Genomic DNA, 23,617 nt, shown 5'->3' on the forward strand with positions numbered 1-23,617 from the left:
GGGCGGGGCACGCCGCCGCGCCCGACTAGGATGGTCGCCCGTGACCCACGACCCCGCGCACGACGCCTCCGCCCTGCCCGTCCCGGCCGACGACGCCGCCACGCAGGCACCCACGCCGACCGGCGCCGACGTGCGGCGCGGACCGCTGCGCCTGGGGGACAAGGTCCAGCTCACCGACCCGCGCGGACGCCTGCACACCATCACGCTCGCGACGGGCGCCACGTTCCACACGCACCGCGGCTACCTCGCGCACGAGGACCTCGTCGGCCTGCCCGAGGGGTCGGTCGTGCGCAACACCGCAGGCATCGAGTACCTCGCGCTGCGCCCGTTGCTCGCCGACTACGTGCTCTCGATGCCGCGCGGCGCGGCCGTGGTCTACCCCAAGGACGCGGGCCAGATCGTCGCGATGGCCGACATCTACCCCGGTGCGCGCGTCGTCGAGGCGGGCGTCGGCTCGGGCGCGCTGACCATGTCGCTGCTGCGCGCCGTCGGCGACCAGGGTTCGGTCCACTCGATCGAGCGCCGTGAGGACTTCGCGGCGATCGCGCGCGGGAACGTCGAGCTGTTCTTCGGCGGGGAGCACCCCGCGTGGGAGCTGTCCGTCGGCGACCTGTCCGACGTCCTGCCGCAGGTCGCCGAGAAGGGGGCGATCGACCGCGTCGTGCTCGACATGCTCGCGCCGTGGGAGAACCTCGACGCCGTGGCCGACGCGCTCGCGCCCGGCGGGGTCCTCATCTGCTACGTCGCGACCGCGACCCAGCTCTCGCGCCTCGCAGAGGACCTGCGCTCCGACGGTCGCTACGCCGAGCCCTCGGCGTGGGAGTCGCTCGTGCGCGGCTGGCACCTCGAGGGGCTCGCGGTCCGCCCGCAGCACCGCATGGTCGGGCACACGGGCTTCCTGCTCACGGCACGCCGCCTCGCGGACGGCACGGTCGCGCCCCTGCGCAAGCGTCGCCCTGCGAAGGGGTCCTACCCCGTGGCCGAGGAGTGGACGCCCGAGGACCTGGGCGAGCGGTCGGTCTCCGACAAGCGCGTACGCCGCGTGCGCCGCGACGTCGGCCAGGGCCCCCAGCTCGACCCCCGCACGGGCCAGCCGCTCGAGCCGGTCGACGCCGCGGACGGCGTCGACGAGCCCCTGGCGGACCCCGCGTCCTCGGCCGAGGACGCCCGGGACGTTTCGGGCGCCGTCGACAACGATTGAGGAACGGCCGTCTCAGCCCGGGTGTTCTGGCAGCGCTCGCGGGAGACTTGTGCGTAAGGTCGTGCCTCGATCACCGGGTTGCCGGAGGTCGGTGACGCACCGGTGACGGGGTCGACCGCACGACCTCCTGACGGTGCCTGCGAGAGGGAGAAGCCGGATGACCGACACACCTGGACTGACACCTGGACAGACCCCGAGCCGTGACGCGGAGCGCCAGCAGGCGATCCTGTCCGCGAAGAACGAGCGGCTCGCCGAGGCCCTGCGGGCCGCGCGGGACCAGATCATCGACCTCAAGCGGCAGATCGACGAGCTCGCCAAGCCGCCGGGCACGTACGCGCTGTTCCTCGGTGCGCACCCCGACGGCACGGTCGACGTGTCCGCCGCGGGCCGCAAGATGCACGTCGGGGCGAGCCCGGGCCTGGACGTGTCGCGGTTGGCGCCCGGCCAGGAGGTCAAGCTCAACGAGGCCATGACGGTCGTGGCGGCGGGCGGGTACGAGCAGGTCGGCGAGCTCGTGACGGTCAAGGAGCTCCTGGGCTCCGACCGTGCGCTGGTCGTCGGGCGCTCCGACGAGGAGCGCGTCGTGCGCCTCGCGGGCTCGCTCGCCGACTCGCCCCTGCGCGTCGGGGACTCCCTGACGATCGACACGCGCAGCGGCTTCGTGTTCGAGATCGTGCCCAAGTCCGAGGTCGAGGAGCTCGTCCTCGAAGAGGTCCCCGACATCGACTACTCCGACATCGGAGGCCTGGGGCCGCAGATCGAGCAGATCCGCGACGCGGTCGAGCTGCCGTTCAGCCACCCGGACCTGTTCCGCGAGCACGGGCTGCGCCCGCCCAAGGGCGTGCTGCTGTACGGCCCCCCCGGGTGCGGCAAGACGCTCATCGCCAAGGCCGTCGCGAACTCGCTCGCGCACACCGTCGCCACGGCGCGCGCCGCGGCGGGCGAGCTCGCGGGGGAGACGGTCGTCTCGGACCCCCAGGGCGCCAAGAGCTACTTCCTCAACGTCAAGGGGCCCGAGCTCCTCAACAAGTACGTCGGGGAGACCGAGCGCCACATCCGGCTCATCTTCGCGCGCGCCCGCGAGAAGGCCTCGCAGGGCACCCCGGTCGTGGTGTTCTTCGACGAGATGGAGTCGCTGTTCCGCACGCGCGGCACGGGACTGTCCTCTGACGTCGAGACGACGATCGTGCCCCAGCTCCTGAGCGAGATCGACGGCGTCGAGCGCCTCGACAACGTGATCGTGATCGGCGCTTCCAACCGCGAGGACATGATCGACCCCGCGATCCTGCGCCCCGGGCGGCTCGACGTGAAGATCAAGATCGAGCGCCCCGACGCCGAGGGCGCCAAGGAGATCTTCGCGAAGTACCTCACCACGGACCTGCCGATCCACGCCGAGGACCTGGCCGAGCACGGAGGGAGCCCGCAGGAGGCCCTCGACGCGATGATCACGAGCGTCGTCGAGCGCATGTACTCCGAGGAGGACGAGAACCAGTTCCTCGAGGTCACGTACGCGAGCGGCGACAAGGAGGTCCTGTACTTCAAGGACTTCAACTCGGGCGCCATGATCCAGAACGTCGTGGACCGCGCCAAGAAGTCCGCGATCAAGGACCTCCTGGCGACCGGTCAGCGCGGCATCCGGGTCGAGCACCTGCTCGCGGCGTGCGTCGACGAGTTCAAGGAGAACGAGGACCTGCCGAACACGACCAACCCCGACGACTGGGCGCGGATCTCCGGCAAGAAGGGCGAGCGCATCGTCTTCATCCGCACCATCGTCCAGAAGAAGGGCGACGGCGCGGGAGCGACGGCTCGCACGATCGACACCGTCACCAACACGGGGCAGTACCTGTAGGAGTACCTGTAGGCACCTGCAGGCACGGGTGTCGGCGCGCAGCGCCGCACGACCGGGCCCGACGGCGCACCCCGCCGCCGGGCCCGGCTCGCGTCCGGAGGAATGCGTCGTGACGATCCTCTCCATGGACATCGCGACCCGCCGCGGCGGCCCCGGCATAGGGTGGTGCTCGTGACCGTGCGACGCGTGATGGGGATCGAGACCGAGTACGGCGTGCTGCAGCCCGGGCGGCCGCTCGCGAACCCGATGCTCATGTCGAGCCAGGTCGTGACGACCTACCGGGCGCTCGCGGCCCGTGCCGACGGCGCCCGCGGCAAGGCCCGCTGGGACTACGACGACGAGGACCCGTTGCAGGACGCCCGGGGGTTCCACCTCCAGCGCGCCTCGGCCCACCCCTCGCTGCTGACGGACGACCCGACCCGGCCTGCGCCGTCGGGCCCCGTGGCGCAGCGCCCCGGCGTGGCGACGTCCCTGCAGGAGGTCGCGCGCCCCACGCACCAGGAGTACGACGACCCGAGCGCGGCGAACGTCATCCTGACGAACGGTGCGCGGCTGTACGTCGACCACGCACACCCGGAGTACTCGTCGCCCGAGGTCACGAACCCGGCCGACGCGGTGTGCTGGGACGTCGCGGGCGAGCGCATCATGCTCGCGGCCTCGCGCGAGCTGAGCGCCGTGCCGGGCTCGGAGGTCGTGCTCTACAAGAACAACGTCGACGGCAAGGGCGCCTCGTACGGCACGCACGAGAACTACCTCGTCGAGCGCGACGTCCCGTTCGGGACCATCGTCGAGCTGCTCACCCCGTTCCTCGTCACGCGTCAGGTCTTCACCGGCTCGGGGCGCGTTGGCCTCGGCGCCGTGGGGCAGGAGCCGGGATTCCAGCTCTCGCAGCGCGCGGACTACATGGAGGCCGAGGTCGGCCTCGAGACGACGCTGCGCCGTCCCATCGTCAACACGCGCGACGAGCCGCACGCCGACCGTCAGCGCTGGCGCCGACTGCACCTGATCATCGGTGACGCGAACCTGTTCGAGGTCGCGACCTACCTCAAGCTCGGCACCACCTCGCTCGTCCTCTTCGTGATCGAGCAGCTCGACGCGCTCGCGTCGGTCGAGGCGGCGACCGGGGCCTCGCTGCGCGCCGAGCTCGCGGCCCTGCGCCTGCACGACCCCGTGACGGACGTCCAGAAGGTCAGCCGCGACCTCGACCTGACCGCTCCGCTCCTGCTCGCCGACGGGCGCCGGCTCACGGCCCTGGAGATCCAGCGCGTGTACGCCGACGTGGCACGCCGCGCGGCCGAGCACCTGGGCACGCTCGACGACGAGACCCGGTCCGTCCTGGACCGCTGGGACTCGGTCCTCGAACGCCTCGGGACGGACCCGTCCTCGTGCGCCAAGGAGGTCGAGTGGGTCGCGAAGCTGCGCCTCCTGGACCGGCTGCGGCAGCGCGACCACCTCGACTGGGACCACCCACGCCTGGCCGCGATGGACCTCCAGTGGTCGGACGTGCGCCCCGAGCGCAGCATCTACCACCGGCTGCTCGCCGCGGGCGCCGCCGAGCGCGTCGTCGACGAGCGCGCGGTCTCCCAGGCCGTGCACCACGCGCCCGAGGACACGCGCGCCTACTTCCGGGGCGAGGTCATGGCCCGGTTCGGCGACCAGGTCTCGGCCGCGAGCTGGGACTCGGTGATCTTCGACGTCGTGGGTGCCCCGTCGCTCCAGCGCGTGCCCATGCTCGACCCCCTGCGCGGCACCCGGGCCCACATCGGCGCGCTGCTCGACGCGAGCACGGACGCGGGGGCCCTCCTCGCAGGCCTCTCGGGCAGCCGATGACGGACCCCGCCGTGCGCTCGCGGCTCGTCGCACCTCGCGATCGGCACGCAAGAGCCTAGGCTTCAGGAAGACGCGGACCTCGCGCAGGGCCGCCCACGGACCAGCAGGACAGCACGCACACCCAGGAGGCGAAGATGGCCCAGGAACGCACCAGCGCATCGCACGAGGACCGGCGTCCCGACGACGACGCGGCCACCCCCGCGCCCGTCGCACCGCAGGCCCAGAACCGGGACGCCGAGGTCGACTCGCTCCTGGAGGAGATCGACGAGGTGCTCGAGTCCAACGCCGAGTCGTTCGTCCGAGGGTTCGTCCAGAAGGGCGGCGAGTAGCCGGACCGGCCAGGAGCTGATGACCATGGACTTCTCCGGGCGTCTGCCGCACGCCTTCACCACGCCGGGCTCGTCCTCTTTCGTGGAGTTCCTCGCGAGCCACGCCCCTGACCTCCTGCCCTCTGCGAAGGCCGTCGCGGGGCCCTCCGCCGCGGGTGGCCACGGGGCTGCCGGCGCGCAGCTCGCCCCGCACGCCACGACGATCGTCGCGCTGACCTTCGGGGACCCCGGGGCCCCGGGTGCCGGGGTCGTCATGGCGGGGGACCGCCGCGCGACGATGGGGTCGATGATCGCCAACCGTGAGATCGAGAAGGTCTTCCCGGCCGACGAGTTCTCCGCGGTGGGCATCGCGGGGACCGCGGGCATCGCGGTCGAGCTCGTGCGCCTCTTCCAGCTCGAGCTCGAGCACTACGAGAAGATCGAGGGCGCGCTGCTGTCGCTCGACGGCAAGGCCAACCGGCTCTCGACGATGATCCGGGCGAACCTCGGCCTGGCCATGCAGGGCCTGGCGGTCGTCCCGCTGTTCGCGGGGTACGACCTGGACCGCGGGCTGGGACGCATCTTCTCCTACGACGTCACGGGCGGACGCTACGAGGAGCGCGACCACCACAGCGTGGGATCGGGCTCGGTCTTCGCGCGTGGGTCGCTCAAGAAGCGCTGGCACCCGGGTCTCGCGTCCGCCGACGCGGTCCACGTGGCCGTCGAGGCCCTGTACGACGCGGCCGACGACGACTCGGCCACGGGCGGCCCGGACGCGGTCCGTCAGATCTGGCCCGTCGTGGTCACCGTGACCGCCGAGGGGTACCGCCGGGTCACCGACGACGAGCTCGCGGCGGTCGCGGCGCGGATCGTCGCGGAGCGCACCGAGCAGGCCGACGGCAACCGTGCGGCCCGCGTGCGCATCGCGCGCCCGACGGCGGGGCTCGCCCCGGAGCCACCGGGGCTCCCGGCCGACCCGCCGCACCCGGACCCGGCCGACCCGCCGCACGAGGGAGGGGACGCACGATGAGCATGCCGTTCTACGTCTCGCCCGAGCAGCTCATGAAGGACCGGGCCGACTTCGCGCGCAAGGGCATCGGCCGTGGCCGTTCGGTCGTCGTGCTCGCCTACGACGAGGGCATCGCGTTCGCGACGCACAACCCGTCCCGGTCGCTGCACAAGATCTCCGAGATCTACGACCGCATCGCGTTCGCGGCGGTCGGCAAGTACAACGAGTTCGAGAACCTGCGCGTCGCGGGCGTGCGGTACGCGGACCTGCGCGGCTACTCGTACGACCGGTCCGACGTGAACGCGCGCGGGCTGGCGAACGCGTACGCGCAGACGCTCGGCACGGTCTTCACGACCGAGTCCAAGCCGCTCGAGGTCGAGCTCGTCGTGGCCGAGGTGGGGCCGAGCCCGTCCCAGGACCAGATCTACCGCCTGTCCTACGACGGGTCGGTCGCGGACGAGTCGGGCTTCGTCGTCATGGGCGGGCAGGCCGAGCAGCTCGGCCGGGACCTGGGCGAGGCCTGGCACCCCGGCATGACGCTGCCCGAGGTGCTGCGCCTCGCGGTCGCGACGCTCGGCGGCGCGGGGGCTCACGACGCACGAGACGCGCTCGAGGGGGCAGAGGCGATCCCCGCCAACCAGCTCGAGGTCGCGGTCCTGGACCGCGCCCGCCCCCGGCGCGCGTTCCGCCGTCTGACCGGCGCGGTGCTGGCCGGGTTGCTCGAGGACACCCCCGAGGAGGCTCCGGATGGACCGTAGGATCTTCGGTCTCGAGACCGAGTACGGCGTGACCTGCGCCTCGGACGACGGCCGTGGCCTGTCCGCGGACGAGGTCGCGCGCTACCTGTTCCGCAAGGTCGTGGCGTGGGGCAGGTCGTCGAACGTGTTCCTGCGCAACGGCTCGCGCCTCTACCTCGACGTCGGCTCGCACCCCGAGTACGCGACGGCCGAGTGCGACGACGTGCGCCAGCTCGTGGCGTACGACCGCGGCGGCGAGCGCATCCTGGAGGGCCTCGTGGCCGACGCCCAGGAGCGGCTCGAGCACGAGGGGCTGCCAGGACGCATCCACCTGTTCAAGAACAACACCGACTCGGCGGGCAACTCCTACGGGTGCCACGAGAACTACCTCGTGCGTCGTCAGGGCGACTTCGCGCGCCTGTCTGACGTGCTGGTGCCGTTCCTCATCACCCGTCAGGTGCTCACGGGGGCCGGGAAGATCCTCGCGACGCCGCGCGGTGCGATCTACGCCCTGTCGCAGCGAGCGGACCACATCTGGGAGGCCGTCTCGAGCGCGACCACGCGCTCGCGCCCCATCATCAACACGCGCGACGAGCCGCACGCCGACGCCGAGTCCTACCGGCGCCTGCACGTCATCGTCGGCGACTCGTCGATGGCGGAGACCACGACGATGCTCAAGGTCGGGACGACCGACCTGATCCTGCGCATGATCGAGGCGGGCGTCCCGATGCGGGACATGGCCCTCGAGAACCCGATCCGGGCCATCCGCGAGATCAGCCACGACATGACCGGCAAGCACCCCGTGCAGATGGCGAACGGGCGCACCGTGACAGCCGTGGACCTGCAGGGCGAGTACCTGCAGCGGGTCAAGGAGTTCGTCGACGCGAACGAGACCCCCACGCCGGTCGTGAAGCAGGTCCTGGACCTGTGGGAGCGCGGACTGCGCGCCCTGGAGAGCGACGACCTGTCGCTCGTCGACCGTGAGCTCGACTGGGTCATCAAGCTCAAGATCCTGCGCCGCTACCAGGAGAAGCACGGGCTCGAGCTCGACGACCCGCGCATCGCCCGCCTGGACCTGGCGTACCACGACATCTCACGGACCGACGGGCTCTACAACATGCTCGCGGCGCGCGGCATGGTCGAGCGCATCACCACGGATCTCGAGGTCTTCGAGTCGACGGCGATCCCGCCGCAGACGACCCGGGCCAAGCTGCGCGGGGACTTCGTGCGCAAGGCGCAGGAGGCCCGGCGCGACTACACGGTCGACTGGGTGCACCTCAAGCTGAACGACCAGGCCCAGCGGACCGTGCTGTGCAAGGACCCGTTCCAGAACGTCGACGAGAGGGTCGAGCGGCTCATCGAGTCCATGTGACGTCCGCTGTGACGTCGGCCGTGACGTCGGCCCGAGGGTCGGACACGCGCAGGGGCGGGGTGGCGCCACCGTTAGGGTGGTGGCACCCCGTCCCTGCGCGTCCCGAGGAGCTCCGTGCGCCGCCAGCACCACTGGTCGTCCGTCGTCGCCGTGGCGCTCGTGCTGACCGTCACGGCCTGCTCGGAGCTGCCCGAGCGTGAGGACGCGTCGGCGAACACCGAGGTCACGGTCTCGGGGAAGATCGGGGACCCGCCCGTCGTCGAGTTCCAGCAGCCCCTGAGCGTCCCGGACGAGCGCGGCGAGGTCCTCGTCCCCGGCACGGGCGCGGAGCTGGTCGAGGGGCAGGACGTGCTCGTCAACATGTACGCGCTCGACGGGCGGGACGGCACGGTGCTGCAGAACACCTACACCGACGCCCCCACGTCGCTCGCCCTGTCCGACGCCGAGGCGGGGTCGGACATCGTCGACCTCCTGGCCGGGCAACGGGTCGGGGCACGCGTGATGTACCTCGAGGAGGCGAACGACGTCCCGCTCGTCCTGGTCATCGACGTGCTGCCCACGCGCGCGACGGGGGACACGATCCCACCGGTCGAGGGGCTGCCCGCGGTGGCGCTCGACGACGACGGGGCTCCCACGGTGACGATCCCCGCCGACACGGCTCCCCCGGGCGACCTGGTCGTCCAGCCGCTCGTCCGCGGCACCGGGGTCCAGGTCGAGGCCGGGCAGGTCATCACGGTCCGTTTCACGGGGGTCGCGTGGTCGTCGGGCGAGGTCGTGGACTCGAACTGGCCCGAGGGCAGCAAGCCGGCGTCGACCATGATCGGGATCGGGCAGATCATCGAGGGGTGGGAGCGGGGACTCCTGGAGCAGAGCGTCGGCAGCCAGGTGCTGCTCGTCGTCCCTCCGACGCTGGCGTACGCGGGCACGGGCCTGCCGTACGCGGACGAGACGCTCGTGTACGTGGTGGACATCCTGGACGCGCACTTCCCGGTGGTCGACGAGACGCCGGGCCAAGAAGGTCAGACGGAAGGTCAGTAGCTCATGTCGGTCACGGTCCGTGTCATCCCCTGCCTGGACGTCGACGCAGGGCGCGTCGTCAAGGGCGTCAACTTCGAGAACCTGCGCGACGCGGGCGACCCCGTCGAGCTCGCGGCGCGCTACGACGCCGAGGGCGCCGACGAGATCACGTTCCTCGACGTCTCGGCCTCGTCGGGCAACCGCGAGACCACGTACGACGTGGTGCGCCGGACGGCCGAGCAGGTCTTCGTCCCGCTCACGGTCGGCGGCGGTGTGCGCACGACCGACGACGTCGACAAGCTGTTGCGTGCGGGCGCGGACAAGGTCGGGGTCAACACGGCGGCGATCGCGCGCCCCGAGCTCGTCGCGGAGATCGCCGACCGGTTCGGCAGCCAGGTCCTGGTCCTCTCGGTCGACGCCCGGCGCGTGAGCGGCGAGGTGCGGACGCCGTCGGGCTTCGAGGTGACGACGCACGGCGGTCGCCGGGGGACCGGGATCGACGCGGTCGAGTGGGCCGTGCGCGCCGCGGAGCTGGGTGCGGGCGAGATCCTGCTGAACTCGATGGACGCCGACGGCACGACGGGCGGTTTCGACCTGGAGATGTTCGCGGCCGTGCGCTCCGAGGTCACGGTCCCGCTCATCGCGAGCGGGGGAGCGGGCACCCCCGAGCACTTCGCCCAGGCCGCGCAGGCGGGCGCGGACGCGGTGCTGGCCGCGAGCGTCTTCCACTTCCGGACGCTGACGATCGGCGACGTCAAGAAGCACATGCGCGAGGCGGGCCTGCTCGTCCGCTGAGGCCGTGCCAGACGACGGCGCGCGCCTCAGCGTGGTCCGGGCACCACGGCGTCGAGCGCCTCGACGTCGGCCGCGTCGCCCTGGACCGTGACCCCGGCGTGGCGCCCGCGACCGAACGCGTGGAGCACGAGCTCGCCGACCTGGCCCGTGACGACGACCGTGCCGGGGAGGCGTCCGTCCTCGGCCGGACGCCGCGGCGGTGCCTTGACCGCCAGCCGCTGCCCACCGGGGACGACGAGCACGACCCCCACGGGGGACCGGCGGAAGAACAGCGGTGCGGCGCGGCGGAGCTGGCCCCAGAGCGCGTCCCGCAGGCCGGGCGGCAGGTCGCGGGCACGCGCGTCGGAGGGGTGCGCGGCCTCGGCGCCGCCGCCTGTCCCCGCAGCGCCAGGACCTGCTTCCCACGTGCCCCGTCGCGCGTCCTCGGTGTGCACGAAGTACTCGGCGAGGTTGACGAGGTCACCGGCCCAGGACCACGGGCTCCACTCGGCGGGCGGCTGCTCGACGCGGGCCAGGAGCGCGGCGTAGCCGCCGGGCTCGAGCGCGGTCGTCGCGAGCTCCTGGAGGTGGCCCTCGGACCAGCCGTGCAGCGGCCCCCCGTTGGCGCCGGCCTGCGTCCAGGGCCGGTGCTCGCGCAGGACCACGTGCGCCGCGAGGTGCCGGGTGCGCCACCCCTCGCACAGGGTCGGGGCGTCGGGGCCGGCCTGGGTGAGGGCGTGGACGAGGGCGGCGCGCTCGTGGGCGTGCCAGGCGGTGGGCTGCATCCGGCCATGCTCGCACGAGCACGCCATGTCCCGTGTGAGAAGATCGTGACAACCCCCACGAAAGACGAGGATCGTCCGTGTCCGCGCGACGGAGCACCCCCACGAACACCACGCCCCGGACCCAGGACGCGCGCACCGGCGCTGCGCCCGGCCGGTCGGAGTCCACCCACCCGCACGCCGACGCACCCGCAGGGTCCACCGGGCGGACGGCGCCGCCCGGACCGTCGTCGAAGACAGCGGCGGCGGGCAGCACGCGGCGCCATGCCCTGACAGGCTCCCGCACGCGACGCTCGCTCCAGCTCATGGGGCGCGGCATCCGGTCCGAGTGGCGCATCTACATCCTCGCGATCGGCGCCTCCGCGCTGTTCGGCGCGACGACCGTGGGGATCAGCCTCGCGGTCGGTCGCGTCACGGACGAGGTCGTCGTCCCGGCGCTCGCGGGGGACGCCGACGCCCGGGGCGATCTGTGGCTCGCGGGACTCGTGCTCGTGGGCATCGCGGTCACGCTCGCGCTGACCGTCGCGGGCCGTCGCATCTTCGCGGGGTACGGCTACGCGAACATCCAGGCCCGGCACCGCACGGCCGTCACGCACCAGTACCTGCGCCTGCCCATGTCGTGGCACCGTGCCCACCCGGCGGGCCAGCTCCTGTCCAACGCCAACTCCGACGTCGAGGCCGCGACGGGCGTCTTCAACCCGCTGCCCTTCGCGCTGGGCGTGGTCGTGATGATCGGCGTGTCCGCGGTCATGCTGTTCCGCATCGACGTGTGGCTCGCGTGCGCCGCGCTGATCGTCATCCCGCTCGCGGTCGCGGTCAACGTCGTCTTCCAGAAGTACATGTCGCCCGCGATCACGCACGCTCAGCAGCTGCGCGCCGAGGTCTCGGACGTCGCGCACGAGAGCTTCGAGGCCGCGCTCCTGGTCAAGTCGCTCGGCACCGAGGCGCGTGAGGAGCGCCGTTTCGCGGCCCGCACCGACGAGCTGCGCGCGGCCAACGTGCGCGTCGGGATCGTCCGCGCGTACTTCGACCCGGTCATCGAGCTGCTGCCCTCGCTGGGCACGCTCCTGGTCCTCGGGGTCGGGGCCGCCCGGGTCTCGGCGGGGGCGGTCGACACGGGCGAGATCGTGACGGCGGCGTACCTCCTGACGATCATGGCGGTCCCGGTCCGCGCGTTCGGGTGGGTCCTGGGCGAGCTGCCGCGTGCGCTCGTGGGGTACGAGCGCATCGCGAGCGTGCTCGACGCCCCGGGCATCCCGGTCGCGGGCGAGCAGCGGCTGCCCGTGACGTCGAGGGGCGCGCACGTGCGCTTCGAGGACGTGGGCGTCGACGTCCGTGCGGGCGGTCGCGACGTGACCCTGCTCGACGGCATCGGGCTCGACCTGGCCCCCGGGCGGACGGTCGCGGTCGTCGGCCCCACGGGTGCGGGCAAGACCACGCTCGTGTCCCTGCTCTCGCGCCTGTCGGACCCGACGCGGGGCCGTGTCCTGATCGACGGCGTCGACGTGCGCGACGCGCTCGCGTCCGACCTCACGGGTCAGGTCGCGCTCGTCGGGCAGTCCACGTTCATCTTCGAGGACACGGTCCGTTCCAACGTGACCCTCGCGGACGACGGGGTCGGCCCGACCGACGAGCAGGTGTGGGACGCGCTGCGCCTGGCCAAGGTCGACGACGTCGTCTCCCGCCTGCCCGGTGGTCTCGACTCGCCCCTGGGCGAGCGCGGCTCGAACCTGTCGGGCGGGCAGCGGCAGCGGCTCGCGATCGCGCGCGCCCTGGTGCGCTCCCCGCGCCTGCTGGTCCTGGACGACGCGACCTCCGCCGTCGACCCGCGCGTGGAGCAGCAGATCCTGGCGGGGCTGCGCGGCGAGGGCCCCACTGCCGTCGCAGGCGCACGCCCGACGGCGGAGCACCCGACGGTCGTCATGGTCGCCTACCGCATGTCGAGCGTCGCGCTCGCGGACCAGGTGGTCCACGTCGAGTCCGGGCGGGTGGTCGACGTCGGGACGCACGAGGAGCTGCTCGCCCGTGACCCCGGCTACCGCGAGCTCGCGACCGCCTACCAGCGCGAGGCCGAGCGCCGCGCGGAGGCCGACGAGCTCGACGGCGACCTGCCGGCCGGGCACGAGGAGCACGACCGGGACGACGAGCGGCGCGAGGAGATCGAGCGCTGCGAGCAGGAGGAGACCGACGAGATCGTGCGTCATGCCGAGGAAGGGACGGTGACCGAGTGAGCACCACGACCGCCACCCCGCCCCGCGAGCGTCGACGCCGGGGCCGCGCCGCGAAGCCCGAGGTCGTGGTCGAGGACGCGACCGGCGCACGCATCGCCTCGGCGAGCGCGCTGGGGGTCTTCGCGACCCTGCGCAAGGGCGTCCAGATGTCGCCGGAGATCCTCCAGGGCGTGTGGATCACGTTGCTCCTGGCCGTCGCGGCAGCCCTGGGGCGCATCGTCGTGCCGATCGCGGTGCAGCAGACCGTCGACACCGGCATCATGGCGCCGGGAGGTCCCGACACGAGCCGCGTGACGCTGCTCGTGGGTGCCGCGGCCCTCGTCCTGGTCGTCGCGGGCCTGTGCTCGGCGCTCGTCAACGTGCGCCTCTTCCGCTCGACCGAGGCAGGGCTCGCGAGCCTGCGCGTGCGCGCGTTCCGGCACGTGCACGACCTGTCGGTCCTCACGCAGAGCACCGAGCGGCGCGGCGCACTGGTCTCGCGCGTCACGAGCGACGTCGACACCATCTCCCTGTTCGTCCAGTGGGGCGGCATCATGCTGCTCGTCTCGGTGCTGCAGATCGGTGCCGCGACGATCCTCATGGCGTTCTACTCGTGGCAGCTCACGCTGCTCGTGTGGGCGTGCTTCGTGCCGCTCTTCCTGATCCTGCGCCCCGCGCAGAAGCACGTGAACGGGGCGTACACCGCGCTGCGCGAGCGGGTCGGTGCGATGCTCGGGGCGATCTCGGAGTCCGTCGTGGGCGCCGAGACGATCCGTGCGTACGGCGTGGGGGAGCGCACGGGACGCCGGATCGACGCGGCCGTCGAGAGCACGCGCACGGGCATGGTCCGGGCGCAGAAGCTCGTCTCGGCGGTCTTCTCGAGCGGCGTGCTCGTCGCGAACCTGGTCCTCGCGGCGGTCGTGGTCGTGGGCACGCTGCTCGGCATCGACGGGACGATCACGGCCGGCAAGCTGCTCGCGTTCCTGTTCCTCGTCCAGCTCTTCACGGGGCCTGTGCAGATGGCGACCGAGATCCTCAACGAGCTGCAGAACGCCGTCGCGGGCTGGCGTCGCGTCCTCGCGGTCGTCGAGACCCCGATCCAGGTCGTCGACAAGGGCGAGGGAGGCGTGCGCTCGCCGCGCGGCCCCGCCCACGTGACGCTCGAGGACGTCCGCTTCGCCTACCCGGACGGCCCCGAGGTGCTCCACGGCGTGGACCTCGACTTCCCGGCCCGCACCTCGGTCGCGGTCGTGGGCGCCACGGGCTCGGGCAAGACGACGATCGCCAAGCTCGTCACACGCCTCATGGATCCGACGTCGGGCGCGGTCCGGCTCGACGGCGTGGACCTGCGGGACCTGTCGGCCGCGAGCCTGCGCGAACGCGTGGTCCTCGTGCCGCAGGAGGGCTTCCTGTTCGACGGGACGCTCGCCGAGAACATCGCGTACGGCGTGCGGGACGCCTCCGGGCAGGGAGGCCGCCCGACGGGGGAGACCGCCGCGCAGGCCGCAGCCCGGCACGCCGGGCGCATCGACGCGGCGGTCGCCGAGCTCGGCCTGAGCGACTGGGTCGCGGACCTGCCGCACGGGCTGGGCTCCGCCGTCGGGCAGCGTGGTGAGGCGCTGTCCGCGGGGGAGCGGCAGCTCGTCGCGATCGCGAGGGCCTACCTCGCGGGCGCCGACCTCCTGGTGCTCGACGAGGCGACGTCCGCCGTCGACCCCGCGACCGAGGTGCGGATCGCGCGCGCCCTGGACTCGCTCACGGCCGGCCGCAGCACCATCACGATCGCGCACCGTCTCTCGACCGCCGAGGCCGCGGACCTCGTGGTCGTGGTCGACGCGGGCCACGTGGTCGAGGTCGGACCACACGCCGAGCTCGCGGCCGCGGGTGGCGTCTACGCCTCGATGCACGCGTCGTGGGTGGCGCAGACGCGATGAGCGGCGTCGAGGTCGACGGGCCCGGACGGGCCGAGGCGCGGACCACGGACGAGGGCAGCCCGGGGATCTGGCAGGATTCTCGGGTGCCCCAGAACGCAGCCCCGTCCGCCGACCAGCCCGTCCCTGCGGACAAGACCTCCGACGCGACGCCGGACGCCGCTCCCGCCGCGCTGCCCGCGACCCTCGCCGCTCGCCTCAAGCGCGACGCCGACGGCCTCGTCGCCGCGATCGTCCAGCAGCACGACACCGGTGAGGTGCTCATGCTCGGCTGGATGGACGACGAGGCGCTGCGACGCACGCTGACGTCCGGCCGGGTCACCTTCTGGTCGCGATCGCGGCAGGAGTACTGGCGCAAGGGCGACACGTCGGGTCACGCGCAGTGGGTCAGGTCCGTGGCGATCGACTGCGACGGCGACGCCCTGCTCGTGCGCGCCGACCAGGTGGGCGCGGCCTGCCACACCGGTGCCCGCACCTGCTTCGAGGCGGGCGGGGACCTGGGCGCCGTCGTCGGGACCCGCCCCGAGACCGAGACCTCCGAGGAGAAGACGCAGTGACCGGACCGTCCCCCGTGACCAGCTCGCCCGTCCCCGTGGTGCCCGCCGCGGGCCTCCCGTGGGGCGAGACCTGGCCCGCGGTCGAGGGCTTCCGTGCGCTCGCGTCGTCGCGCCGCGTGGTCCCGGTGGTCCGCCGCCTCCTGGCCGACGACGTCACGCCCGTGGGCCTGTACCGAACCCTCGCGCAGGGACGCCCGGGCACGTTCGTGCTGGAGTCCGCCGAGGTCGACGGGTCGTGGGCCCGCTACTCGTTCGTGGGCGTCGCGTCGCGCGCGACGCTCACCGCGCGCGACGGCCAGGCCGTGTGGACGGGTGACGTCCCCGCGGGCGTCCCCACGTCCGGGGACGTCGTCGACGTGCTCGAACGGACCCTCGACGCGCTGCGCACCCCCGCGATCGACGGTCTGCCGCCGCTCACGGGAGGTCTCGCAGGGGCCCTGGGCTGGGACGTCGTACGCCACTGGGAGCCCACGCTGCCCGCGAACGCGCCCGACGAGCTGGGCGTCCCCGAGGTCACGCTGTGCCTCGCGACCGACCTCGCGGTCGTGGACCACCGCGAGGGCAGCGTGTGGCTCGTGGCCAACGCGATCAACTTCGACGACACCGACGAGCGGGTCGACGAGGCCTACGTCGACGCCGTCGCACGCCTCGACCGGATGCAGGGCGAGCTCGTGGCGGGGACCGCCCGTGGATCCTCGACCGCTGCCGTCGTCGCCGACGTCCCCGAGCCCGGGCTCGAGTTCCGCTCGACGCGCGAGGAGTTCGAGGACGCGGTGCTCGCGGGCAAGGAAGCGATCCGCGACGGCGAGGTCTTCCAGATCGTCATCTCCCAGCGGCTCGACCTCGACTGCCCGGCACCGCCGCTCGACGTCTACCGGGCCCTGCGGACCATCAACCCGAGCCCGTACATGTACTACTTCCAGCTCACCGACGCCGACGGCGCGGACTTCGCCGTGGTCGGGTCGAGCCCCGAGACGCTCGTCAAGGTCGACGACGGGCACGTGATCACGTTCCCCATCGCCGGGTCGCGTCCGCGCGGAGCGACCCCCGAGCAGGACGTCGCGCTCGGCGAGGAGCTGCTGGCCGACCCCAAGGAGCGCGCCGAGCACATCATGCTCGTCGACCTCTCGCGCAACGACCTCGTCAAGGTGTGCGAGCCCGCGTCGGTCGAGGTCGTCGAGTTCATGGCGACCAAGCGGTTCAGCCACATCATGCACCTGTGCTCGACCGTCGTCGGGACGCTGCGGGAGGGCGCCCGGGCGCTCGACGTGCTGCGTGCGACGTTCCCCGCGGGCACGTTGTCGGGGGCGCCCAAGCCGCGGGCGATCGCCCTGATCGACGAGCTCGAGCCCGCCTCCCGTGGCATCTACGGCGGGACCGTGGGGTACTTCGACTTCGACGGCAACATGGACATGGCCATCGCGATCCGCACCGCGCTCATCCGCGGCGGACGAGCGAGCGTCCAGGCGGGCGGGGGCATCGTGGCCGACTCCGTGCCCGCCCTCGAGTACGAGGAGTCGCGCAACAAGGCGGCGGCCGCGGTGCGCGCCGTCCAGCTCGCGGCGCGCCTGCGGAGCCTGGCATGACCGTGGCGTCGTCCGGCGCGGCCGGGGCCGCACGAGGTGCCGGGCCCGCCGGGAACGCGGCGGCCGCTCGTACGCCGCGGTCGTGGCGCCTGGCGCGCCGCAGCGCGATCCTGCTGCTGCTCGTGCTCGGTGGCGGCGCCCTCGCGGCTGCCGCGCCCACGTGGCTGCGCACCACGGGGGCCACGCCGCTCGACCCCGACGTCCTGGTCCAGGTCACGGGCACGTCGGCCGCGCCGGGGGTCGGCGCGGGCGCTCTGGTCGTCGTCGCGAGCGCCCTGGCTCTCGGGCTGGTCGGGCGGATCGGTCGCTGGCCCGTGCTCCTGGTGTCGGTCGCGAGCGGGGTCGTCGTCGCCGCCTCGGCCGCCGCGATCCTGCGCGACCCCACCCAGGCTGCGCGGACGGCGGTCGCCGAGGCGACCGGGGTGACGGACATGACGAGCGGCATCGTCGTCACACCCTGGCCCTACGCCGCCTGCGCGGTGGGCGTGCTCGTGATCCTCGTGGCACTCTGGGCGGCGGCGTCCTCCCCGTCCTGGGGGCGGGGCTCCACACGCCACGAGATCGTCCGCACCGAGGCCGCACCGTCGGCGGGCACCGGTCGCGCTGACGGGCCCCGCTCCGGCGCCGCCGGGCCGACGGGGCGCGCCGATACGTCGACCACCGGGGCCACCGCGGCGGGCGACGCCGCGCACGCCCCGGAAGGCACCGAGCCCGACGAGCAGGAGACGTGGGACTCGCTGACCCGCGGCGAGGACCCGACCGACCGCTGAACATCACGTCCTGCCAGCAGGAACAGACCGACCTGCGTCCGATAGGCTGGGCGCACATCTTGACGAAAGGCACACCCCCATGGCCGAGAAGCCGCAGACCACCGAGATCTCCTACCTGCCGCCGTCGGCGCCTCCCACGAACCACGGCCACACCGTCGCGGCCTGGTTCACCATGATCGGCATCATCGTGGGCGCGGTCGTCGCGGGTATCGCCGTCGCACTCGCGCAGGTCTGGCTCTTCTGGGTCGGGATGGGGGTCGTCGGCCTGGCCCTCGTGGGCGGCGGCGTGCTGCGCAACATGGGGTACGGGCAGCCGAAGCCCGGGGTCACGCCCCGGACGACGACGCAGCACTGACCCCTCCCGGGCGAGAGCCCGGACGTGCCTCCACGCGCCGCGCACCCTCCGGTGCGTGGCGCGTGCCGTACCACCGGCAGCAGGACCGGCATCGCCCGGGCCGCGCAGCCGTCTCGTAGAGAGCAGGTCGCACCATGAGCTACCCACCCACCCCTCCGAACGACCCCTACCGCCCCGAGGGCGAGCAGCCCGGCGGCGAGCCCGTGGAGCCGCAGGCCCCCGGCCAGGCGCCGCCGCCCGCACCGGGGTACCCGACCTACCCCGGAGCGCCTGCGCAGCCCGGGTCGCCGTACGCGGCACCCACGGGGCAGCCGGTCCCGGGTTCCGTGCCCGGCGGCGAGCAGGGCGGGCACTCCCCGTACCCGCCGCCCGCGCAGCCGCCCTACGGTGCGCCCCAGCAGGCTCCGTACGGTGCCTCCCCGTACCCGCCCCCCGGCGCTCCCGGAGGCTACGGCTACTACCCCCGCAACGACCTCGGCATCTGGGCGCTCGTGCTGGGCATCGCGTCCTTCGTGCTGTCGTGCGGGTTCCTCACGGGCATCCCGGCCATCATCGTCGGCACGAAGGCCAAGCGTGCGGTCGAGGCCGGCGAGGCGAACAACGGCGGGCTCGCGCAGGCGGGGATCATCCTCGGCTGGGTCGCGTCGGCGCTCATGCTGCTCGGGATCGTGGTCTTCGTGATCCTGCTGGCCTTCGGGCTCGCGAACGCCGAGTTCGACTCGACGTACTACTGACGAGCGGCGCAGGACGAGCGGGGAGCACGCAGATGACGAGGCCACCGGTGACGTCGCGACCGGGGGAGCGGTCGTCGGCTCCGGCCACGGCCGCCGAGCCGAGCCCGCGTGCCCTGCGCACGCCGCTCGCGGTCGGGGCGGGCGTCGCGGGGGCCACCGTGCTCCTCGCGCTCGTGGACCCGCACGAGGGCGGCTACCCCTTGTGCCCGCTGCTCGCCGTCACCGGGTGGGCGTGCCCGGCGTGCGGCGGCCTGCGCGCGACGCACGACCTCGCGACGGGCGACCTCGCGGGGGCGTGGGCCATGAACCCGCTGTGGGTCCTCGTCGTGCCGTTCCTCGTCGTCGCCTGGGCCCTGTGGGTCCGGCGGGCCTGGCGCGGCACGACCGCGAGGGCCGTCCCCCCGTGGATCGGGGTCCTCGGCCTCGCGGTCCTGATCGGCTTCGGGATCGCGCGCAACGTCCCCGCGCTGGTGCCCTTCCTGGGGCCGGCCTGAGGTCCCGGCAGGCACGCGGAGCACGTCTCGCGAGGTGACACGTGTTCCTGGTCACTCTCGGGCGGCCCTACGATGGCAGGTATCTCCTTGTCAACGGTTCGCGGAGAGGTGCTGCGGGTGACCCGTCACGGTCCCGGCGGACGGACGCGAGCCTCTGGTGGCACGGAGTCGACGACGAGCACGGGGAGATATCACATGACGGTTCTGGAGGACATCGTCGCGGGAGTCCGCGAGGACCTTGCGGAGCGCCAGGCGAGGACGACCCTGGACGAGCTGAAGGAGCGCGCCTCGCGCGTCCACGGAGCGCTCGACTGCATCAGCCGGCTCAAGGCCGAGGACGCCGTCGCCGTGATCGCCGAGGTCAAGCGCTCGAGCCCCAGCAAGGGCAACCTGGCGGCCATCGCCGACCCCGCGTCGCTCGCCTCGGAGTACGAGAAGGGCGGCGCAGCCGTCATCTCGGTGCTCACCGAGCAGCGACGGTTCAACGGGAGCCTGGCCGACCTCGACGCCGTGCGCGGCAAGGTCGACATCCCGGTCCTGCGCAAGGACTTCGTCGTCACGCCGTACCAGGTCTGGGAGGCCCGCGCCCACGGTGCGGACCTCGTCCTGCTCATCGTCGCGGCGCTCGAGCAGACGGTCCTGACCTCGCTCGTCGAGCGTGTCCACTCGCTCGGCATGACGGCCCTCGTCGAGGTGCACACGGTCGACGAGGTCTCGCGCGCGATCGACGCCGGTGCCCGCGTCATCGGGGTCAACGCCCGCGACCTCAAGACCCTCGAGGTCGACCGCACGACGTTCGCACGGCTCGCCCCGGCCATCCCCGACGAGTACGTCCGCATCGCGGAGTCCGGGGTGCGCGGCCCCCACGACGTCATGGACTACGCCCGTTCCGGGGCGCACGCCGTCCTCGTGGGCGAGGCCCTCGTCACGGACGCCGCACCGCGTGCGTCGGTCGCCGACCTCGTCGCGGCCGGGTCGCACCCGTCGCTGTGGTCCGTCCGCCACTGAGCAAGCCCCCGACACCCCAGATCCCGTACCGAGGAGGTCAGGCCGCGTGCCCGACGCAACACCTTCCCTGCAGAACCAGCAGGGCCCCTACTTCGGGGACTTCGGCGGACGTTTCGTCCCGGAGGCCCTGATCGCCGCTCTCGACGAGCTCGAGGCCGAGTACCGCAAGGCCGTCGTCGACCCGACGTTCCAGGAAGAGCTCGCCCGGCTGCACCGTGAGTACACCGGGCGACCCAACCCCCTCACGGAGGTGCCCCGCTTCGCGGAGCACGCCGGGGGAGCGCGGGTCTTCCTCAAGCGCGAGGACCTCAACCACACGGGCTCGCACAAGATCAACAACGTGCTCGGCCAGGCGCTGCTCGTCAAGCGCATGGGCAAGAAGCGCGTCATCGCGGAGACGGGTGCCGGGCAGCACGGGGTGGCCACGGCCACCGCGGCGGCCCTCATGGACCTCGAGTGCGTCGTCTACATGGGCGAGGAGGACACCGAGCGCCAGGCCCTGAACGTGGCGCGCATGCGCCTGCTCGGTGCGACGGTCGTCCCGGTCACGATCGGCTCGCGCACCCTCAAGGACGCGATCAACGAGGCGTTGCGCGACTGGGTCGCGAACGTCGACACGACGCACTACCTGCTGGGCACGGTCACGGGGCCGCACCCCTTCCCCGAGATGGTCCGTGACTTCCACCGCATCATCGGCGAGGAGGCGCGCGCACAGATCCTCGACCGGATCGGCCGTCTGCCCGACGCCCTCGCGGCGTGCGTGGGCGGCGGGTCGAACGCGCTGGGGCTGTTCAACGCGTTCCTCGACGACAAGGACGTCGCCCTCCACGGGTTCGAGGCCGGGGGAGAGGGCGTCCCGACCGGCAGGCACGCCGCCCGGTTCAGCGGTGGCGCGCCGGGTGTGCTGCACGGCGCGCGGTCCTACCTCATGCAGGACGAGGACGGCCAGACGCTGCCCAGCCACTCGATCTCCGCGGGCCTCGACTACCCGAGCGTCGGTCCCGCCCACTCGTGGCTCCACGACCTGGGCAGGGCGACGTACGAGCCCGTGACCGACGTCGAGGCCATGGAGGCGTTCCGCCTCCTGTGCCGCACCGAGGGCATCATCCCGGCGATCGAGTCGGCGCACGCGCTGGCCGGCGCGCTGCGGATCGGTCGCGAGGCGCAGGCCGCGGGCAAGGAGGACACCGTGATCCTGGTGAACCTCTCGGGCCGCGGGGACAAGGACGTCGCGACCGCGGCGCGGTGGTTCGACCTGATCGACGCGGACACCGTGGTCGACGGCGAAGGGAGCAGCCTGTGAGCGGGACCGTCGGGGGCGTCCGTGCCCCCCACGCGACGTCGGCACGGATCGACGAGCTGGCGGCCGAGGGGCGCGCCGCGCTCATCGGCTACCTGCCCGTCGGCTACCCCAGCGTCGAGGGCACCGTCCAGGCCGCCACGGCGCTGGTCGAGTCCGGGGTCGACATCATCGAGCTCGGGCTGCCCTACACGGACCCCGTCATGGACGGGCCCGTGATCCAGCGCGCCGTCGAGCACGCCCTCGCGGGCGGCACGCGCGTCCGCGACGTGTTCACCGCGGTCGAGGCCGTGGCGGCGCTCGGGGTCCCCGTGCTCGTCATGACCTACTGGAACCCCGTGCTGCGCTACGGCGTCGAGGCCTTCGCCCGCGACCTGGCCGCCGCCGGGGGAGCCGGGCTCATCACGGCCGACCTCGTCCCGGACGAGGCGGGCGAGTGGATCGCCGCCGCGGACGCGCACGGCCTCGACAAGGTGTTCCTCGTCGCGCCGAGCTCGACCCCCGAGCGCCTGCGCCTGACGGCTGCCGCGTCGCGCGGCTTCGTCTACGCCGCCTCGACCATGGGCGTGACCGGAGTCCGCGCCGAGGTCGGCAGCAGGGCCGAGGAGCTGGTCGCCGCGACCCGCGCCGCGGGTGGCGAGCACGTGTGCGTGGGGCTCGGCGTCTCGACGGCCGCGCAGGCCGCGCAGGTCGGCCGCTACGCCGACGGTGTGATCGTCGGCTCGGCCTTCGTCCGCCCGCTGCTCGGCGACGAGCCCTGGGAGGAGCGCCTCGAGAACCTGCGCACGGTCACGCGCGACCTGGCGGAAGGTGTCCGCACGGCTCGCGCGGTCGACGGGACCACCGGGCAGGTGACCGCATGAACGGGCTGATCTCCGCCGTCGGGCCCGTGGTCGCCTCGATCCCCAGCCCTTCCGAGCACACGTGGTACCTCGGCCCCTTCCCGCTGCGCGCCTACGCGCTCGCGATCCTCGCGGGCATCGCGGTCGCGGTGTGGCTCACGCGCAAGCGGTGGGTCGAGCGTGGCGGCGACGCCGACGACGTCCTCGAGATCGCGTTCTGGGCCGTGCCCTTCGGCATCGTCGGCGGGCGCATCTACCACGTGATCTCGTCACCGGACGCCTACTGGGGGCCGGGCGGTGACCCGCTCAAGGCCCTGCGCATCTGGGACGGTGGGCTCGGGATCTGGGGCGCGATCGCCCTGGGCGCCGTGGGTGCCTACATCGGCTGCCGACGCCAGAAGGTGAGCTTCCCGGCGTTCGCCGACGCGCTCGCCCCGGGACTGCTGCTCGCCCAGGCCCTCGGCCGGCTCGGCAACTGGTTCAACCAGGAGCTGTTCGGCAGCCCCACCACCCTGCCGTGGGGCCTCGAGGTCGACCCGAGCGTCGCGGACTACGTCTGCAGCAACGCGGGACTCACCTGCGAAGCCGGGACGCTGTTCCACCCGACGTTCCTCTACGAGATGCTGTGGAACGTCGCAGCGGCCTTCCTCCTGATCTACCTCGACCGTCGCTTCAGGTTGGGTCACGGTCGGGTATTCTGGCTGTACGTTCTCTTCTACACGCTTGGCCGCGTGTGGATCGAGATGCTGCGCATCGACGACGCCGAGCTGGTGCTCGGTCTCCGACTGAACGTCTGGACCTCCATCCTGGTCGGAGTCGGTGCGTTGATCGCGTTTATCGTCGTCGGGCGCCGAAACCCAGGGCGCGAAGAGACAGTATCGCTCGATGCTGCGGAGCCCGAGCAGGCAGATGCTGCCAGACCCGACCCAGGTCGCTGAAGCATCCGTCTTT

General features: G+C 73.0%; 22 protein-coding genes. 21 read left to right on the forward strand and 1 reads right to left on the reverse strand.

Annotation, left to right across the window (positions count from 1 at the left end; all coding sequences use genetic code 11):
- Positions 1 to 40: 40 nt before the first annotated feature.
- From IE95_RS0114400 to hisF, 9 genes are all read left to right on the forward strand, one after another.
- A complete protein-coding gene (locus IE95_RS0114400) occupies positions 41 to 1,201 on the forward strand; it encodes a tRNA (adenine-N1)-methyltransferase (protein ID WP_084690294.1) in 1,161 nt (386 codons plus the stop codon).
- A 157-nt stretch (positions 1,202 to 1,358) separates the two neighbouring features.
- Positions 1,359 to 3,050 carry a proteasome ATPase gene (gene arc / locus IE95_RS0114405; protein WP_030152316.1) on the forward strand — a complete coding sequence of 564 codons (1,692 nt, stop codon included), beginning with the start codon at positions 1,359 to 1,361 and terminating at the stop codon, positions 3,048 to 3,050.
- A 189-nt stretch (positions 3,051 to 3,239) separates the two neighbouring features.
- Positions 3,240 to 4,880 carry a depupylase/deamidase Dop gene (gene dop / locus IE95_RS0114410; RefSeq protein ID WP_036572170.1) on the forward strand — a complete coding sequence of 547 codons (1,641 nt, stop codon included), beginning with the start codon at positions 3,240 to 3,242 and terminating at the stop codon, positions 4,878 to 4,880.
- A 134-nt stretch (positions 4,881 to 5,014) separates the two neighbouring features.
- Positions 5,015 to 5,209: a ubiquitin-like protein Pup gene (locus tag IE95_RS0114415; RefSeq protein WP_030152318.1), complete on the forward strand. Its 195-nt coding sequence runs from the start codon at positions 5,015 to 5,017 to the stop codon at positions 5,207 to 5,209.
- A 19-nt stretch (positions 5,210 to 5,228) separates the two neighbouring features.
- Positions 5,229 to 6,218, forward strand: coding sequence for a proteasome subunit beta (gene prcB, locus IE95_RS0114420; RefSeq protein ID WP_084690295.1), 990 nt, complete (start codon positions 5,229 to 5,231; stop codon positions 6,216 to 6,218).
- Complete coding sequence (gene prcA / locus IE95_RS0114425; protein WP_030152320.1) at positions 6,215 to 6,955, forward strand: proteasome subunit alpha; 741 nt, start codon at positions 6,215 to 6,217, stop codon at positions 6,953 to 6,955. Before prcB ends, prcA begins: the two co-directional genes overlap by 4 nt.
- On the forward strand, positions 6,945 to 8,306 hold the full coding sequence (pafA, locus tag IE95_RS0114430) for a Pup--protein ligase (RefSeq protein WP_030152321.1): 1,362 nt from the start codon (positions 6,945 to 6,947) through the stop codon (positions 8,304 to 8,306). Before prcA ends, pafA begins: the two co-directional genes overlap by 11 nt.
- Before the next feature lie 114 nt (positions 8,307 to 8,420).
- On the forward strand, positions 8,421 to 9,344 hold the full coding sequence (locus IE95_RS0114435) for an FKBP-type peptidyl-prolyl cis-trans isomerase (RefSeq protein ID WP_051703143.1): 924 nt from the start codon (positions 8,421 to 8,423) through the stop codon (positions 9,342 to 9,344).
- Positions 9,345 to 9,347: 3 nt separating this feature from the next.
- Complete coding sequence (hisF, locus tag IE95_RS0114440; protein WP_030152323.1) at positions 9,348 to 10,118, forward strand: imidazole glycerol phosphate synthase subunit HisF; 771 nt, start codon at positions 9,348 to 9,350, stop codon at positions 10,116 to 10,118.
- Positions 10,119 to 10,144: 26 nt separating this feature from the next.
- Here the strand turns inward: hisF and IE95_RS0114445 are convergent, their stop codons facing one another.
- Entirely contained in the window at positions 10,145 to 10,882 is a 738-nt protein-coding gene (locus IE95_RS0114445; protein WP_030152324.1) for a TIGR03085 family metal-binding protein, read from the reverse strand.
- A 302-nt stretch (positions 10,883 to 11,184) separates the two neighbouring features.
- Between IE95_RS0114445 and IE95_RS0114450 the strand changes: the two genes are divergently transcribed.
- The 12 genes from IE95_RS0114450 (at position 11,185) to lgt (ending at position 23,604) form a co-directional block, all read left to right on the forward strand.
- Positions 11,185 to 13,110 (forward strand): ABC transporter ATP-binding protein, encoded by a 1,926-nt coding sequence (locus tag IE95_RS0114450; RefSeq protein WP_084690306.1) that lies wholly within the window; start codon positions 11,185 to 11,187, stop codon positions 13,108 to 13,110.
- 65 nt (positions 13,111 to 13,175) lie between these two features.
- On the forward strand, positions 13,176 to 15,023 hold the full coding sequence (locus IE95_RS0114455) for an ABC transporter ATP-binding protein (RefSeq protein ID WP_030152326.1): 1,848 nt from the start codon (positions 13,176 to 13,178) through the stop codon (positions 15,021 to 15,023).
- Between the two features lie 170 nt (positions 15,024 to 15,193).
- Positions 15,194 to 15,577, forward strand: a complete 384-nt coding sequence (gene hisI, locus IE95_RS0114460; RefSeq protein ID WP_030152327.1) for a phosphoribosyl-AMP cyclohydrolase — start codon at positions 15,194 to 15,196, stop codon at positions 15,575 to 15,577.
- Complete coding sequence (locus IE95_RS0114465; protein ID WP_420819390.1) at positions 15,574 to 17,163, forward strand: anthranilate synthase component I; 1,590 nt, start codon at positions 15,574 to 15,576, stop codon at positions 17,161 to 17,163. The genes hisI and IE95_RS0114465 overlap by 4 nt, the downstream gene beginning before the upstream one ends.
- Positions 17,160 to 17,933: a Trp biosynthesis-associated membrane protein gene (locus IE95_RS0114470; RefSeq protein ID WP_051703144.1), complete on the forward strand. Its 774-nt coding sequence runs from the start codon at positions 17,160 to 17,162 to the stop codon at positions 17,931 to 17,933. The genes IE95_RS0114465 and IE95_RS0114470 overlap by 4 nt, the downstream gene beginning before the upstream one ends.
- Before the next feature lie 79 nt (positions 17,934 to 18,012).
- A complete protein-coding gene (locus IE95_RS0114475) occupies positions 18,013 to 18,288 on the forward strand; it encodes an HGxxPAAW family protein (protein WP_030152330.1) in 276 nt (91 codons plus the stop codon).
- Positions 18,289 to 18,422: 134 nt separating this feature from the next.
- Positions 18,423 to 19,022: a DUF4190 domain-containing protein gene (locus IE95_RS0114480; protein ID WP_051703145.1), complete on the forward strand. Its 600-nt coding sequence runs from the start codon at positions 18,423 to 18,425 to the stop codon at positions 19,020 to 19,022.
- A 47-nt stretch (positions 19,023 to 19,069) separates the two neighbouring features.
- A complete protein-coding gene (locus tag IE95_RS0114485; protein WP_240666332.1) occupies positions 19,070 to 19,516 on the forward strand; it encodes a DUF2752 domain-containing protein in 447 nt (148 codons plus the stop codon).
- A gap of 195 nt (positions 19,517 to 19,711) precedes the next feature.
- Positions 19,712 to 20,524 (forward strand): indole-3-glycerol phosphate synthase TrpC, encoded by an 813-nt coding sequence (gene trpC / locus IE95_RS0114490; RefSeq protein ID WP_030152333.1) that lies wholly within the window; start codon positions 19,712 to 19,714, stop codon positions 20,522 to 20,524.
- A gap of 46 nt (positions 20,525 to 20,570) precedes the next feature.
- Positions 20,571 to 21,827, forward strand: coding sequence for a tryptophan synthase subunit beta (gene trpB, locus IE95_RS0114495; protein WP_030152334.1), 1,257 nt, complete (start codon positions 20,571 to 20,573; stop codon positions 21,825 to 21,827).
- Positions 21,824 to 22,687: a tryptophan synthase subunit alpha gene (gene trpA / locus IE95_RS0114500; protein ID WP_036572127.1), complete on the forward strand. Its 864-nt coding sequence runs from the start codon at positions 21,824 to 21,826 to the stop codon at positions 22,685 to 22,687. Before trpB ends, trpA begins: the two co-directional genes overlap by 4 nt.
- Positions 22,684 to 23,604 (forward strand): prolipoprotein diacylglyceryl transferase, encoded by a 921-nt coding sequence (lgt, locus tag IE95_RS0114505; RefSeq protein WP_051703146.1) that lies wholly within the window; start codon positions 22,684 to 22,686, stop codon positions 23,602 to 23,604. The genes trpA and lgt overlap by 4 nt, the downstream gene beginning before the upstream one ends.
- Positions 23,605 to 23,617: the final 13 nt, after the last annotated feature.

This window comes from Oerskovia turbata, from assembly GCF_000718325.1.
In the GTDB taxonomy this organism is placed as follows: Bacteria; Actinomycetota; Actinomycetes; order Actinomycetales; family Cellulomonadaceae; genus Oerskovia; species Oerskovia turbata.